Origin of the sequence: Dietzia massiliensis, assembly GCF_018390595.1 — a bacterium.
GTDB lineage: Bacteria > Actinomycetota > Actinomycetes > Mycobacteriales > Mycobacteriaceae > Dietzia > Dietzia massiliensis.
In genome coordinates, this window is record NZ_JAHBAV010000402.1 from 1 (window position 1) to 243 (window position 243).

Annotated in this window: 1 pseudogene; it reads right to left on the reverse strand. The window is 77.0% G+C overall.

The annotated features are described in order from the left end of the window. Positions 1–243, reverse strand: a pseudogene (locus tag KHA85_RS17705) (HNH endonuclease signature motif containing protein); the annotation flags it as partial.

Sequence of the window (243 nt, forward strand, 5' to 3'; positions counted from 1 at the left end):
GGTTGGTGGGGGTGTCGCCGCAGATCAGGGACATCAGGGCGTCGGCGCGGCGTTCGGCTGTGGAGTAGTTCGGCTCCGGCTCGGCCGGGGCGCTCTCGGTGTCGGGGCCGGTGTCGGGGGCGCCGGCCCGGGCGGCGGCCGCGGCCTGGGCGGTGGCGGTGTCGGCGGCCTGGTGTTCGGCGACGCGTTGGTCGAGGGCTTCGGCCAGGACGGCGGCTTCCTCGGTGGCCAGCAGGGCGGAGA